Here is a 13,471-nt window from a genome sequence, read left to right as displayed (position 1 = left end):
GATTATTCGGCACACTTGATCGTCTTCTCCTTCCAGTACTGCTCTTTTAGAGCGTGGAACGTTGAGGGAAGCGGCGAGGGTGTCGGGCACGCTGTTGGGTGTCTGAGGGCACGGGCTTGTCCCGATCCTCGATGCCGGCCCCGGTAAAAATCTGCTTCGGTGGGTTGTGACGGGTGGTTGGTCGTTGTTTGAGAACTGCACAGTGGACGCGAGCATCTGTGGCCAAGTTTTTAAGGGCGCACGGTGGATGCCTTGGCACCAGGAACCGATGAAGGACGTGGGAGGCCACGATAGTCCCCGGGGAGTCGTCAACCAGGCTTTGATCCGGGGGTTTCCGAATGGGGAAACCCGGCAGTCGTCATGGGCTGTCACCCGCTGCTGAATATATAGGCAGTGTGGAGGGAACGCGGGGAAGTGAAACATCTCAGTACCCGCAGGAAGAGAAAACAACCGTGATTCCGGGAGTAGTGGCGAGCGAAACTGGATGAGGCCAAACCGTATACGTGTGAGACCCGGCAGGGGTTGCGTGTGCGGGGTTGTGGGATCTCTCTTCCATCGTCTGCCGGCGATGGGACGAGTAAGAAACCGTTGATGTAGGCGAAGGACATGCGAAAGGTCCGGCGTAGAGGGTAAGACCCCCGTAGCTGAAACGTTAGCGGCTCGTTTGAGAGACACCCAAGTAGCACGGGGCCCGAGAAATCCTGTGTGAATCTGGCGGGACCACCCGTTAAGCCTAAATATTCCCTGGTGACCGATAGCGGATAGTACCGTGAGGGAATGGTGAAAAGTACCGCGGGAGCGGAGTGAAATAGTACCTGAAACCGTGTGCCTACAAGCCGTGGGAGCGTCGCGCAAGGAACTTGTTCCTTGCGTCGTGACTGCGTGCCTTTTGAAGAATGAGCCTGCGAGTTTGCGGTGTGTTGCGAGGTTAACCCGTGTGGGGAAGCCGTAGCGAAAGCGAGTCCGAATAGGGCGGTATAGTAGCGCGCTCAAGACCCGAAGCGGAGTGATCTAGCCATGGGCAGGTTGAAGCGGAGGTAAGACTTCGTGGAGGACCGAACCCACCAGGGTTGAAAACCTGGGGGATGACCTGTGGTTAGGGGTGAAAGGCCAATCAAACTCCGTGATAGCTGGTTCTCCCCGAAATGCATTTAGGTGCAGCGTCGTGTGTTTCTTGCCGGAGGTAGAGCACTGGATAGGCGATGGGCCCTACCGGGTTACTGACCTTAGCCAAACTCCGAATGCCGGTAAGTGAGAGCGCGGCAGTGAGACTGTGGGGGATAAGCTCCATGGTCGAGAGGGAAACAGCCCAGAGCATCGACTAAGGCCCCTAAGCGTACGCTAAGTGGGAAAGGATGTGGAGTCGCAGAGACAACCAGGAGGTTGGCTTAGAAGCAGCCACCCTTGAAAGAGTGCGTAATAGCTCACTGGTCAAGTGATTCCGCGCCGACAATGTAGCGGGGCTCAAGCGTACCGCCGAAGTCGTGTCATTGCAGCAAGAGGGCCAACGCCTGCTGTGATGGGTAGGGGAGCGTCGTGTGCCGGGTGAAGCAGCACCGGAAGGTAGTTGTGGACGGTTCACGAGTGAGAATGCAGGCATGAGTAGCGATTCACACGTGAGAAACGTGTGCGCCGATTGACTAAGGGTTCCTGGGTCAAGCTGATCTGCCCAGGGTAAGTCGGGACCTAAGGCGAGGCCGACAGGCGTAGTCGATGGATAACCGGTTGATATTCCGGTACCCGCTGTGACGCGAAAGACATCGAATCCAGTGATGCTAAGGCCGTGAAACCGCCGTCCTCGTCTTTGACGTGGTTCGGAGTGGTGGAGCCGCCGGCCCAAGCTGGTAGTAGGTGAGCGATGGGGTGACGCAGGAAGGTAGTCCAGCCCGGGCGGTGGTTGTCCCGGGGTAAGGGTGTAGCCCGTCTTCCAGGTAAATCCGGGAGACATGAGGGTGAGACCTGATGCCGAGCCGATTGTGGTGAAGTGGATGATCCTATGCTGTCGAGAAAAGCCTCTAGCGAGTTTCATGGCGGCCCGTACCCTAAACCGACTCAGGTGGTCAGGTAGAGAATACCGAGGCGTTCGGGTGAACTATGGTTAAGGAACTCGGCAAAATGCCCCCGTAACTTCGGGAGAAGGGGGGCCACGTCTGGTGATGAGTCTTGCACTCTGAGCTGGGGGTGGCCGCAGAGACCAGCGAGAAGCGACTGTTTACTAAAAACACAGGTCCGTGCGAAGCCGTAAGGCGATGTATACGGACTGACGCCTGCCCGGTGCTGGAACGTTAAGGGGACCGGTTAGTCACATTTCGGTGTGGCGAAGCTGAGAACTTAAGCGCCAGTAAACGGCGGTGGTAACTATAACCATCCTAAGGTAGCGAAATTCCTTGTCGGGTAAGTTCCGACCTGCACGAATGGCGTAACGACTTCTCGACTGTCTCAACCATAGGCCCGGTGAAATTGCACTACGAGTAAAGATGCTCGTTTCGCGCAGAAGGACGGAAAGACCCCGGGACCTTTACTACAGTTTGATATTGGTGTTCGGTTCGGCTTGTGTAGGATAGGTGGGAGACTGTGAAGCGGCCACGCCAGTGGTTGTGGAGTCGTCGTTGAAATACCACTCTGGTCGTGCTGGATGTCTAACCTGGGTCCGTGATCCGGATCAGGGACAGTGTCTGATGGGTAGTTTAACTGGGGCGGTTGCCTCCCAAAGGGTAACGGAGGCGCCCAAAGGTTCCCTCAGCCTGGTTGGTAATCAGGTGTTGAGTGTAAGTGCACAAGGGAGCTTGACTGTGAGACCGACGGGTCGAGCAGGGACGAAAGTCGGGACTAGTGATCCGGCGGTGGCTTGTGGAAGCGCCGTCGCTCAACGGATAAAAGGTACCCCGGGGATAACAGGCTGATCTTCCCCAAGAGTCCATATCGACGGGATGGTTTGGCACCTCGATGTCGGCTCGTCGCATCCTGGGGCTGGAGTCGGTCCCAAGGGTTGGGCTGTTCGCCCATTAAAGCGGTACGCGAGCTGGGTTTAGAACGTCGTGAGACAGTTCGGTCCCTATCCTCTGTGCGCGCAGGAATATTGAGAAGGGCTGTCCCTAGTACGAGAGGACCGGGACGGACGAACCTCTGGTGTGCCAGTTGTTCTGCCAAGGGCATGGCTGGTTGGCTACGTTCGGGAGGGATAACCGCTGAAAGCATCTAAGCGGGAAGCCTGCTTCGAGATGAGTATTCCCACCCACTTGATGGGGTAAGGCTCCCAGTAGACGACTGGGTTGATAGGCCAGATCTGGAAGCCCGGTAACGGGTGGAGGTGACTGGTACTAATAGGCCGAGGGCTTGTCCTCAGTTGCTCGCGTCCACTGTGTTGGTTCTGAAACCACGAACAACCGTCGTAGTCATAGGCCACGACTCCGGTTGTCAGTTTCATAGTGTTTCGGTGGTCATAGCGTGAGGGAAACGCCCGGTTACATTCCGAACCCGGAAGCTAAGCCTCACAGCGCCGATGGTACTGCAGGGGGGACCCTGTGGGAGAGTAGGACGCCGCCGAACTATTTTTAGAGAAAAGCCCGGACCGGGATACGGTCCGGGCTTTTCTGCGTTTTAGGGCTCCACCAATTTCGTTTCGTACGCCACGATCACCGCCTGGACTCTGTCCCGCGCTCCCGTTTTCGCCAGGATGCGGGAGACGTGGGTCTTCACCGTCGATTCGGCGAGGTGGAAACGTTCGGCGATCTCGGTGTTGGTCCAGCCCTGGGCGATGACCGTGAGGATCTCGCGCTCCCTCTCCGTCAGGGAGGCGATCCGTGGATCGGTGCCCTGAGCCGCCGTGGCCGGTGCGGCCGGGAGGTGGTGGACGTACGCGTCGAGGAGCCGGCGGGTGAGGCTGGGGGCGACGATCGCGTCGCCCGCGGCCACCGCCCGGATCCCGGCGAGGAGTTCCTCCGGGAGGGCGTCCTTGATGAGGAAGCCGGAGGCGCCCGCGCGCAGGCCCGCGTACGCGTACTCGTCCATGTCGAAGGTGGTGAGGATGAGGATGCGCGGGCCGTTCTCGGGGAGGTCCGTGATGATGCGGCGCGTTGCCTCGATGCCGTCCAGGCCCGGCATGCGGATGTCCATGAGGACGACGTCCGGGGCGAGTTCGGCCGCGAGGCGGATCGCCTCCGTGCCCGTGCTGGCCTCGCCCGCGACGCGCAGGTCGTCCTGGCTCTCCAGGAGCATGCGGAAGCCGAATCGCTGCATGGGCTGGTCGTCGACGATGAGGACGCTCGTCACGGGGTGGGGCCTTCCGGGATCGGGACGCGGAGGCGTACCCGCCAGCCGCCGGCCGGGCGTGGCCCGGCCTCAAGTGTGCCCCGGTAGAGGGCCGTTCGCTCCCGCATTCCGGCGAGACCACAGCCCATACCGTCCGGGGCGGGAGTTCCGCCGTGGCCCGTGTCCGTGATCGTGACGGTCACGTCGTCGGCCGCGTACGCGAGGAGTATCTCGGAGGTCGCTGACGGGCCGCCGTGCTTGAGGGTGTTGGTGAGGGCCTCCTGGACGACGCGGTACACCGTGAGTTCCAGGCCCGGGGGCAGCGGCGCCGGTTCGCCCCTGACGGTCGTACGGACGGGCAGGCCCGCGGAACGTACGCCGGCGAGCAGGGTGTCGAGGTCGTCGAGGGCGGGGGCCGGGGCCAGGTCGGCGGTGGGGGCGTCCTCGCCGAGGACGTCCAGGAGGCGGCGGAGTTCCGTGAGGGCCTGGCGGCTGGTGGTGGCGATGGCGTCGAGGGCCTGGACCGCGCGGTCGGGGCTCCTCCGCGCGGCGTAGGCGCCGCCGTCCGCGAGGCCCGTGATGACGGAGAGGTTGTGGCCGATGATGTCGTGCATCTCGCGGGCGATACGGGCGCGTTCGGCGGCCGTGGCCAACCGCGCCTGCTGGTCGCGTTCGGTCTCCAGGCGCTGGGCGCGGTCCACGAGGGCCGCCATGCGGTCCCTGCGGGAGCGGACCGCGACGCCCAGGAGGGCGGTGAGGGCGAAGCCCCAGAGCGCCGGTCCGAAGGAGCCGTCCCAGGCGGCCAGCGGATAGCGCAGGGCGCCCGGCACCAGTGGGGCGAGGACGAGCAGGGCCGCAGGGGCGAGCTGCTTGAGCGGTCGGTGCACGGCCAGGTTGAACACCGCGACCAGGTCCGCGAGGTGGGCCTGGAGGATCGCGCCCGACCAGCTGTTGACCAGGGCGAACGGTGCCGTCACCAGCAGCACGGCCAGGGGGTGCCGCCTGCGCCAGTACAGGGGGACGGTGAAGCCGAGGCTGAGGATGAGCAGCAGCCAGTCCGGCACGTCGAGGTTCTGGGCGACGGAGCGCCAGCCGCTGCTCGCGTAGTCGGTCAGGGCGGCGCCCACCCAGAACAGGGTGACGGCGAGGTCCCACACCCAGGGGCGGCGCCCGTCGAAGGCACGTACTCTCTGCGGCCACAGCTGGGGGCGGCCGGGAAACGAGAGGGTGCGCGCGGCGCGGACACCCTCTCGTTGCTGCTCGGTCACGGTGACATCCTCCGCCACCCGCGTCCTTCGGCGCAGGGGATCACTGGTCATACGTCCCGTCGCTGGAGGAAGAACGCGGCGACGGCGACCGAGGCGATCGCCCACAGGACCAGGGCGACGAGCGAGGCCGTCGGGGACGGGGCGCCCGGCACGGCGTCGAGGGCGGAGACGTTGCCCGCCGCCTGGACCGGGAAGTACTCGATCGCCCTGTCCAGGGCGTCGATCGGGATCATGGAGACGACTTCCGGCATGATCATGACGCCGCCGACGAAGGCGGAGATGCCGCCCGCCACGGAACGCAGTACCGCGCCGAGGCCGAGGGCGAAGACGGACAGGGCCGTGATGCCGGCGGACGTGCCGGCGATCGCCGCGAGGACACCGGGGTCGGTGAGCGCGGCCTTCTGGTCGGTGTCCGACAGGAAGACCTGGGCCAGGGGGTGCGTGATCAGGCAGGTCGCGAGGGTCAGCGGGAAGACGATGGCCGCGAGGACGGCTGCCTTGCACCACAGGACCGGTGCCCGGCCGGGCACCGCGGTCAGCGAGGCGCGGATCATGCCGGTCGTGTACTCGCCCGCGATGAACAGCACGCCCAGGACCGGCAGGGAGATCTGCGCGAGCTGCGTTCCGGACAGGCCGAGTTGGATCGGGTCGACGAACTCGCGGTTGCCCGAGTCGTAGTTGGCGGCGACCAGGAGACCGAGGCCGATGATGAGGACGGCCGAGGACAGCAGCGTGATCCACGTGGACCGGACCGTCCAGAACTTGTGCCACTCCGAGCGGAGCACGCGGGCGGGCGTCACCGCGTACGAGGAGGTGGCGCGGGCCGGCTGGGAGAGGGTGACGGTGCCACTCATGCTGCGGTTCCCTTCGGGAAGTTCGTGGAGGTCCTGGGGTTCGTGGGGTTCGTGGAGGTCACGGTGGCCGCGTATTCGACGGAGTCGCGGGTGAGGTCCATGAAGGCCTGCTCCAACGAGGCCGCCTGCGGGGTGAGTTCGTGGACCGGGATGGCGTGCTCGGCCGCGATGCGGGCGATGTGCTCGGTGTCGGCGCCGCGCACCAGGAGCGTGCCGGAGCCCTCGGTGGTGACGGTCACGTCCGGGCCGGACAGGAGCGCGGCGAGCCGCCCGCCCTCGGGGGTGACGACCTTGACGGCTCCGGCGCCCGCCTGCCGTACGAAGGCGTCCACCGTGGTGTCCGCGAGGAGGCGGCCGCGGCCGATGACGACGAGGTGGTCGGCCGTGAGGGCCATCTCGCTCATCAGGTGCGAGGACACCAGGACCGTACGGCCCTGCTGGGCGAGGGCCTTGAGGAGGTTGCGGATCCACAGGACGCCCTCGGGGTCGAGGCCGTTGACCGGCTCGTCGAGGACGACCGTGGCCGGGTCGCCGAGGAGCGCCGCCGCGATGCCCAGGCGCTGGCCCATGCCGAGGGAGAAGCCCTTCACGCGCTTGCCGGCCACGTCGGTGAGGCCCGCGAGGTCGAGCACGTGCTCGACGCGGGAGCGGGGGATGCCGTGGGTGAGGGCGAGCGCCGTGAGGTGGTGGAAGGCGGTGCGGCCGGGGTGGACGGCCTTCGCCTCCAGGAGCGCGCCGACCTCGGTGAGGGGCGCGGGGTGGGCGGCGTAGGCGCGGCCGCCGATGGTGGCGCGGCCGGAGGTGGGGGTGTCCAGGCCGAGCAGCATGCGCAAAGTCGTGGACTTGCCGGCGCCGTTGGGGCCGAGGAAGCCGGTGACCGTGCCGGGTTCGACGGAGAAGGTGAGGTCGTCGACGACGGTCTTGGCGGTCCTGCCGCCGTAGCGTTTGGTGAGGCCGTGGGCTCGGATCGTCATGTGAGTACGGTGCCGCGGGCGGGGCCTCCCGGTCGTCGGACCCCGGCATCGAGCTGGGGCGGGCCCCGTAGTACCGGGGTACTACGGGGCCCTGGGGGCGCGGGGTCGCGGGGATGGTCAGGCGTACGGGTGGGTGGCGCGGGCCGTGCGCAGGGCGTGGGCCCACCACGCGAGCTGGTCGAGCATCACCTTCGCCGCGCCGGCCGCGCCCTCCTCGTCGTGGGCCGGGCCGTCCTCGACGAAGAGGCCGCCGTGCGCCTGGTGGAAGCTGACGCCGTCACGGATCGTGGCGCAGTGCAACTCGGCGAAGACGAGGCGGAGTTGTTCCACGGCGCGGAGGCCGCCGCCGACCCCGCCGTACGAGACGAAGCCGACGGGCTTCGCCTTCCACTCGTCGCGGTGCAGGTCGATGAAGTGCTTCAGGTGGGCCGGGAAGCTGTGGTTGTACTCGGGGGTGATCACGACGTAGGCGTCGGCGGCGTCGACGCGGGCGGAGAGCTCCGCCTGGGCGGGGGTCGGTTCGTGGCCCCAGTTCGGGTGGGTCTCGGGGAGGTCCAGGTCGGTCAGGTCGATGACGTCGAAGTCGGTGTCGGCGGCGTGGGCCTTGGCCCAGGTCGTGAACCAGGTGCCGACGGTGGGGGCGAGGCGGCCGTCGCGGGTGGATCCGATGACGATCGCTACGCGGAGGGGGCGGGTGGTCGTGGTGTTCGGTGTGGTCATGGTGCGGTCCTCCGGGGTGAGTGATCAGGTCGACTTGGTGTGCGTCGTTGTTTCGTTGCGCGGCGACGGGGGCTGTGCCCACCCGTTCCGCCGTGCGGAACGCCTGCCCACAGCGGGGGTGGGGTGGGTGGGAGAAGCGGGGGCGGATCGCCTGTCCACAGCGGGGGCGGATCGCTTGCCCACAGCGGGGGTGGGGGCAGGCCGCAGGAGGCGGGTGGTCGTCAGGGCCAGGGCTGTGAGGAGGGCTGTCGTCGACCACAGCGTCACCTGCCACGCCGAGGTGAGTTCCGGGGCGTGGCCGGCGGTGCCGGACGTGATGTGGGCGGCCAGTTCCGGTGAGTTCACGCGGGACTCGACCGCGGCCAGCAGCAGCGCGCCGAAGACGGTGAGGACGACCGCGCCGGTGCCGCCGCGGACCGTGTTGAGGAAGCCGGAGGCCATGCCGACCTCGGACGGGGCGACCATCGACAGCGCCTGGGCGTCGATGATGCCGAGGGACAGGCCCTGGCCCGCGCCGATGGTGAGCAGCGGCCCCGCCAGCCCCAGCACGCCGATGCCCGGGTGGAGCGTCGTCAGCCACGCGTTGCCCGCCGCCAGCAGGAGCAGCGAGAGGACGACGAGGTGCCGGGCGGGTGTGCCCCGGTTGACGAGGCGGGCGCCGAGCGGCGGGAGCGCCAGGATCGGCACCGTCATCAGCAGCAGCGTGAGTCCGGCGGCGCGGGCCGTGGTGCCGTTCGCGCCCTGGAGGTAGGTCGGCAGGAAGGTGAGGACGCCGGTGGTGCCCGCGCCGAGTCCGAAGGAGGCGACCGCCCAGCCGAGGAACGCCGGGTTGCGGGCGAGCCGGGGATCGAGGATCGGGCGGCCGGTCCCGGTGCGGACGAGGCGCCGCTCGACCCGTACGAAGGCGCTGAGGAGGGTGGCGGAGAGGGCGGCGGGGATCAGGGTCCCCGGCGCCGTCCAGCCGGACTTGGAGCCCTGCGTGATCGCGTACAGGGCCAGGGCGAGGCCCGCGATGAACGTGGCGGCGCCCGCCTTGTCGACGCTCGGCCGGGTGTCCGCCCGCGACTCCGCCATCAGGCGGGTGCCGAGGAGGACGACGGCGCCCACGGCCACGTACGACAGGAAGGTGGCGCGCCAGCCGACCGCGTCCACGAGCCAGCCGGAGAACGTCGGACCGAAGGCCAGGCCGAGGCCCGCCGTGGTGCCGAGCGAGGCGAAGACGCGGGTGCGGGCCGGGCCTGTGAAGGTCGCGGCGAGCAGGGAGCCGCCGCAGGCCATGACGCCCGCCGCGCCGATGCCGGACAGGACGCGGGCCGCGTCGAGGAGCAGGATGTTCCGCGCGAGGGCCGAGGCGAGCGTGCCGGCCGTGTAGAGCGCGGCGCCCGCCGTGAGGATCCGGCGGCGGCCGTAGAGGTCGCCGAGCGAGCCCGCGACCAGCATGAACGAGGAAGCGGCGAGGAAGTAGCCGACGACCACCCACTGGAGCGCGGCGCCCGAGGCGTCGAGGTCGGTGCCGATGCGCGGGAGCGCGACCGTGGTGCCGGACATGGCCATCGGGAGCGTGAGCATCCCGAGGAGGACGACGAGGAGAGTGAACGTGGAGCGGCTGCCGCCGACTTCGCGGGCCGCCGAAGCCTGGGGTTCGGTTGCCATGCCGGTAAAGTACAACGGTGGTTGTAGTAAGTGCAACCGTCGTTGTACCTAGGTCTCTGTGCCTAGGCTGGACGCGGTCGGCGTAGGACGGAGCGGTATGACGCAGGAGCAGGGGCCGGGGCGCACCCCGCGCAAGGGCACGGTCGAGAAGCGGCAGGCACTGCTGCGCGGTGCCCGCACGGTCTTCGGGCGCGAGGGGTACGCGCGCGCCGGTATCGACGAGATCGCCGCCGAGGCGGGGGTCTCCACACGCACGCTCTACAACCACTTCGGCGGCAAGGAGAACCTCTTCCGCGAGGTGCTGATCGACAGCGCGCGCCAGGTGACGGACGCTCATGTCGCGCTGATCGAGCGGCACTTGGGCAAGGTCGGGGACGTCGAGGCGGATCTGCTCGCGCTCGCCCGGGAGTGGATGGGGCGGCGCGGCGACCACGAGCCGCACATGCTGCTCGTCCGCCACATCATCTCGGAGGGCTCGCACCTGCCCGCCGACGTCATCGAGGAGTGGCAGCGGATCGGGCCGCGGGCGACGGCGGACGCGGTGCGTGCGGCGCTGCTCCGGCTCGGCGAGGACGGGCATCTCGCGGTCGACGAGGCCACCTCACGGGAGGCCGCGCGGCACTTCATGCTGCTGATCCCCGGGTCGGTCACCGTCGACACGTTCTTCGGGGTGGTGCCGATGTCCGCCGCGGAGGTCGACGCGCGGGTCTCCAGCGGGCTCGCGGTGTTCCTGCGGCTGTACGGGCGTTAGCCACGTCAGCGGTGTTCCCGTGTCAGCGGCGTCCCCGCGTCAGGCGAGGGGGAGGTCCGCGTCCGGCCAGCGGGACCTGCCCTGTTCACGGGACCGGAGCAGGGCCAGGGTGATCAGGCCCTGGTCCGCTCCGGTGGACAGCAGCTCCGGCAGTTGGGGAAGCGGAGCCACGGCCGCGACGTCGTCCAGGACGAGCGTCATTGGTGGGTCGAGCCGGCCGGCGGATGACCGTTCGGCCATGCGGCGGCCGTGCTCGACCACGCTCGAGGCGAGGGCCGTGAGGAGCGGCATCGCGCCGGGGCTCCCCTTGGGGTCCTCGATGGGTTCACCCACCACATAGAGCGTGCCCCCTTCGTTCACGAAGGAATCCAGGGTGAGGGCATCTGTTCGGTTCGGCGTGCAGGCCTCGCGGATGTGCACCGAGAACAGGGCGGACAGCGCGCGGGCCGTCAGCTCCTGCGCCATGTCGCGGCGCTCCGGGTGCGAGGTGAGCGCCGCTTCGAGTTCGCCCGCGGTGCCGGCGGCCGCCTTCGGGTTCGTACGGAGGATGCGTACGGCGTCCTGGACCTGGGTGCCCTGGGACCAGCGGTGGACGTGGCGGAACGGTTTGCCGTCGACGGCGGCGGCGTGCAGGTAGCTGCGCAGGAGGGTTTCGGCGGTTTCGGCGAGGGCCGAGTCGAGTTTGGCCGTGGGCCTTATGGGGGCGAGGAGGGCGGTGGCGCGGGAGGCGGCGGTCGCCTTGTCGGCGCAGCCGGTGGCGGGGGACCAGTGCATGCGGGCGGGGGTGTCGCAGCGGTGGGTGGGGTCGTAGAGGAGGACGGGGCCGAGTTTGGCGCGGGCGTCCTTGGTTTCGGCCCATACGTCCGGGGAGGACGTGATGACGAGGGCGGGGCCTTCGGCGTCCTGGATGGCTTCTACGGCGAGGGGGTGGCGGGTGGTGGGGTCGCCGAGGTGGAGGGGGGTGCGGGGGGCGGGTACCGGGGTTGCGGTCGCGGGGCTCTGCCCCGGACCCCGCTCCTCAATCGCCGGAGGGGCTTGATGTGCCGCCGGGCCCCGCTCCTCAATCGCCGGAGGGGCTTGAAGTGGCGTCGGTGGGGCTTGATGGGGTGGGGTGGGTTTTTGGAGCCTCTGCGGCGATTGAGCAGCGGGGTCCGGGGCGGAGCCCCGGGGGGTTGGCTCCGGCTCCTGGGGCGTGCGGTCGCGTTTGCGGACCGCGCGCCAGCGCGCCACCGTTCCGGCGACGAAGACCGTGAGGACGACGAGGATCATCAGTTGGCCGATGAGGAGGCCCCAGAAGAGCCCGTAGCCGGAGAGTTCGGCGGAAGGCGTGGCGGGCCACGCGCCGGCGATGTCGTGGGGCCGGGCGATCAGGGACCGCATCGCCAGCGGCGTGTTCGCGAAGGTCACGGCCGACGGCCACGCCCCCTTCGCGAACAGGCCGGACAGCCCCGTCGCCGTCCAGACCATGATCGTCATGCCCAGCAGAAACGCGAGTACGCCGACGAGCAGCCCGTCGGGCACCCCGCCCCGGCCCCGCTCCCGCCGCTCCCCGTAACCCCGCTCGTCCCGCATACCCGTCACGCCACCGTGGACTCGGAGCCGCCCAGACGCTGCTCCACGAACGCCGCCGCCCGCTCCTCTGCCTCCAGCTCGGCCGCTTCCAGCGCGTCGTCCAGGAACTGCTCGGAGGACGACTCCGTCATGGCGCGGTCGGTGAAGACCAGGGGCCGCTCGGTCTCGGTGACCAGGTGTTTGACCACCTGCACGTTGCCGTTGACGTCCCAGACGGCGATGCCGGGGGAGAGGGTGGGGATGATCTCGACCGCCCAGCGGGGCAGGCCCAGGACCCGGCCCGTCGCGCGGGCCTCGTCCGCTTTCTGGGCGTAGATCGTTCTCGTGGAGGCCATCTTCAGGATCGCCGCCGCCTCCTTCGCGGCCGCCCCGTCGACCACGTCGGACAGGTGGTGGACCACCGCCACGAAGGACAGGCCGAGGCGCCGGCCGAACTTCAGCAGGCGCTGGAACAGCTGGGCCACGAACGGGCTGTTGATGATGTGCCAGGCCTCCTCGACCAGGAAGATGCGCTTCTTCCGGTCGGGGCGGATCCAGGTGTGCTCAAGCCACACTCCGACGATGGCCATGAGGATCGGCATCGCGATGGAGTTGCGGTCGATGTGGGACAGGTCGAAGACGATCAGCGGGGCGTCCAGGTCGATGCCGACCGTCGTCGGGCCGTCGAACATGCCGCGCAGGTCACCGTCGACGAGCCGGTCGATGACGAGGGCGACGTCGAGCCCCCAGGCCCGTACGTCCTCCAGCGCCACGTTCATGGCCTCCGCCGACTCCGGTTCGGGGTGGCGCAGTTGCTCGACGATGTCGGTCAGGACGGGCTGGCGCTCGACGATCGTCTCGTTCACGTACGCGTGCGCGACCTTCAGCGCGAAGCCCGAGCGCTCGTCGAGGCCGTGCCCGAGGGCGACCTCGATGATGGTGCGCAACAGCGCGAGCTGGCCGGTCGAGGTGATCGCCGGGTCGAGGGGGTTGAGGCGGATGCCCATGTCGAGGGCGGCTGTCGGGTCGAGCCGGATGGGAGTTATGCCCAGCTCCTCGGCGATGAGGTTCCACTCGCCGACGCCGTCCTCACCCTGCGCGTCGAGGACGACGACCTGACGGTCCTTGAACCTCAGCTGCCGCAGTACGTACGTCTTCTCCAGGGCCGACTTGCCGTTGCCGGACTCGCCGAGCACCAGCCAGTGGGGGGCCGGGAGCTGCTGGCCGTAGAGCTGGAAGGGGTCGTAGATGTAGCCCTTGCCGGAGTAGACCTCGCGGCCGATGATCACGCCGGAGTCGCCGAGGCCGGGGGCCGCGGTCGGCAGATAGACGGCTTGGGCCTGGCCCGTGGAGGTACGCACGGGCAGGCGGGTGGTCTCCACCTTCCCGAAGAGGAAGGAGGTGAAGGCGTCCGTGAGAAGCGACAGCGGGTCCCGCATCAGCGCACTT

9 protein-coding genes and 2 rRNA genes are annotated in these 13,471 nt (G+C 68.1%); 3 read left to right on the top strand and 8 right to left on the bottom strand.

Going from position 1 to position 13,471, the window contains the following annotated elements; all coding sequences use genetic code 11:
• Positions 1-220: 220 nt before the first annotated feature.
• Both ACYBSK_RS36055 and rrf read left to right on the top strand, forming a co-directional pair.
• Positions 221-3,344, top strand: a 23S ribosomal RNA gene (locus ACYBSK_RS36055).
• Between the two features lie 88 nt (positions 3,345-3,432).
• A 5S ribosomal RNA gene (gene rrf / locus ACYBSK_RS36050) occupies positions 3,433-3,549 on the top strand.
• A 51-nt stretch (positions 3,550-3,600) separates the two neighbouring features.
• On the opposite strand, the gene ACYBSK_RS36045 is transcribed toward rrf, so the two are convergent.
• The 6 genes from ACYBSK_RS36045 to ACYBSK_RS36020 all read right to left on the bottom strand — a co-directional run bounded on the left by ACYBSK_RS36045 (position 3,601) and on the right by ACYBSK_RS36020 (position 9,720).
• Positions 3,601-4,272: a response regulator gene (locus tag ACYBSK_RS36045; protein ID WP_457481449.1), complete on the bottom strand. Its 672-nt coding sequence runs from the start codon at positions 4,270-4,272 to the stop codon at positions 3,601-3,603.
• Complete coding sequence (locus ACYBSK_RS36040) at positions 4,269-5,519, bottom strand: sensor histidine kinase (protein WP_460244597.1); 1,251 nt, start codon at positions 5,517-5,519, stop codon at positions 4,269-4,271. Before ACYBSK_RS36040 ends, ACYBSK_RS36045 begins: the two co-directional genes overlap by 4 nt.
• A gap of 47 nt (positions 5,520-5,566) precedes the next feature.
• Positions 5,567-6,373, bottom strand: coding sequence for an ABC transporter permease (locus ACYBSK_RS36035; protein ID WP_460244596.1), 807 nt, complete (start codon positions 6,371-6,373; stop codon positions 5,567-5,569).
• Entirely contained in the window at positions 6,370-7,347 is a 978-nt protein-coding gene (locus ACYBSK_RS36030; RefSeq protein WP_460244595.1) for an ATP-binding cassette domain-containing protein, read from the bottom strand. The genes ACYBSK_RS36035 and ACYBSK_RS36030 overlap by 4 nt, the downstream gene beginning before the upstream one ends.
• A 117-nt stretch (positions 7,348-7,464) precedes the next feature.
• Entirely contained in the window at positions 7,465-8,067 is a 603-nt protein-coding gene (locus ACYBSK_RS36025) for an NADPH-dependent FMN reductase (protein ID WP_460244594.1), read from the bottom strand.
• A 24-nt stretch (positions 8,068-8,091) separates the two neighbouring features.
• On the bottom strand, positions 8,092-9,720 hold the full coding sequence (locus ACYBSK_RS36020) for an MFS transporter (protein ID WP_460244593.1): 1,629 nt from the start codon (positions 9,718-9,720) through the stop codon (positions 8,092-8,094).
• 97 nt (positions 9,721-9,817) lie between these two features.
• Here ACYBSK_RS36020 and ACYBSK_RS36015 point away from each other — a divergent pair, with 97 nt between their 5' ends.
• Positions 9,818-10,471: a TetR/AcrR family transcriptional regulator gene (locus tag ACYBSK_RS36015; RefSeq protein ID WP_457481443.1), complete on the top strand. Its 654-nt coding sequence runs from the start codon at positions 9,818-9,820 to the stop codon at positions 10,469-10,471.
• 39 nt (positions 10,472-10,510) lie between these two features.
• Here the strand turns inward: ACYBSK_RS36015 and ACYBSK_RS36010 are convergent, their stop codons facing one another.
• Positions 10,511-12,043: a type IV secretory system conjugative DNA transfer family protein gene (locus ACYBSK_RS36010; RefSeq protein ID WP_457481442.1), complete on the bottom strand. Its 1,533-nt coding sequence runs from the start codon at positions 12,041-12,043 to the stop codon at positions 10,511-10,513.
• 5 nt (positions 12,044-12,048) lie between these two features.
• On the bottom strand, positions 12,049-13,461 hold the full coding sequence (locus ACYBSK_RS36005) for an ATP-binding protein (RefSeq protein WP_457481441.1): 1,413 nt from the start codon (positions 13,459-13,461) through the stop codon (positions 12,049-12,051).
• Positions 13,462-13,471: the final 10 nt, after the last annotated feature.

The organism is Streptomyces sp. BYX5S (assembly GCF_054724165.1).
The sequence above is the reverse complement of the archived record's forward strand: the minus strand, read 5'-3'. Positions and strand labels throughout refer to the sequence as shown.